Origin of the sequence: Serratia oryzae (genome assembly GCF_001976145.1) — a bacterium.
Classification (GTDB): Bacteria; Pseudomonadota; Gammaproteobacteria; order Enterobacterales; family Enterobacteriaceae; genus Chania; species Chania oryzae.
Genome location: NZ_MOXD01000047.1, coordinates 1 through 1,298, shown reverse-complemented (window position 1 = coordinate 1,298; position 1,298 = coordinate 1). Strand labels below are relative to the sequence as shown.

At 58.2% G+C, this 1,298-nt stretch carries 1 pseudogene; it reads right to left on the bottom strand.

Annotated elements, in window-relative coordinates:
* Positions 1 to 1,298, bottom strand: a pseudogene (locus BMI79_RS22810) (hemagglutinin repeat-containing protein); the annotation flags it as partial.

The window sequence follows — 1,298 nt, the reverse complement described above, 5'->3', positions numbered from 1 at the left end:
GCTGATTCAGCAAATGTGTGGTGTTAAGGGTGATATCGCCGTTTTCGGTTTCGAGGGTGCCAGACGTATTGACGATTTCGCTGTTGGCATTACCTGCGGTATCGCGTTGCATCCACAGGCTGTTGCCCGCCAGAATATCGCCGTACTGGTTAGCAATACGGTCCGCCAGCAGGTGCATGTTGCCACCACTGTACAGCATGCCGCTGTTGAACAGTTGGCTCACTGCACTCAGCAGCAGATCACCGGCGGTGCCGATAAAACCGTAGTTATTGATGACACTGCCACTGAATAACTGGACCAGGCCGCCTGATTGCAGGCTGGAGCCTGCGTTTTGTGTGATACTGACTGCATCAATCCGCACGTCACCGTTGCCACCGCGCACTGTACCGACGTTGGTGAATTGCCCACCACTGTAAATCGCCAGGCTCTGGCCCTGCGTGGTGCCCGTCAGCGTGATGTCCCCCTGGCTGGAAAGATGTAACGTATTGCCTGCCGCCAGGGTACCTTGCTGTGCGAACGCGTTATTCAGCGTCAACGCCATATTGCCCAGCGCCACCAGTTGCCCAAACTGACTGAGCGCACCGCTGACCAGCGTCAGATCGCCCGCGCTGAACAACTTGGCGTTTTGCCCGTTATCGATCTGTTGCGCCTGCACTGCCAGTTGTCGGGTGGCCAACAACGTACCGGCATTGCTCAGGCTGCCAGTATTCAGTTGCAGGCTCTCGCCTTGCAACATACCCAGGTTGTTGAACACAGTGAGCGTCAGCCCGCTATTGCCCGCCGCAATCAGTGTACCGGTGTTATCCAACTGATTACCGTTAAAGGTAAGGCTACCCGCCTGCAACCACCCACTGTTAGTCAGGCTGGGGGCGTGAAGCGACAAGGCACCGCCCACTACCAATGTGCCCGTGTTGAGCACCGGGTTGGTCAGCACTAACGTACTGCTCCCCGCACTCTGGACAGTGCCCACGTTATCCAGCCCTGCCGCCGTCAATTGCAGCCCGTTCTGGCTGCGCACATCGCCCGCGGCCAGGTTACGGAATACACCGCTCAGTTGCGCACTGAAGGCCGCCTGCCCCAGCAGGAGTCCGGTGTTGGTGAGCTCTGCCGCCTCTACGGCCAGCGCTCCGGCCTGGATACGTCCCTGGTTATCTACCTGATTGGCTTTCAGGGTGGCCGTGCCATTGCTCAGTATCTGCCCGTCAGTCTGCTGGCCGATGTTACCGCTCATCTCAGCGTTAAGCTGATTAACTCCGGCAATCACGCCGTTGTTGAGCAGCGAGGTGCCTGTCAGCGAC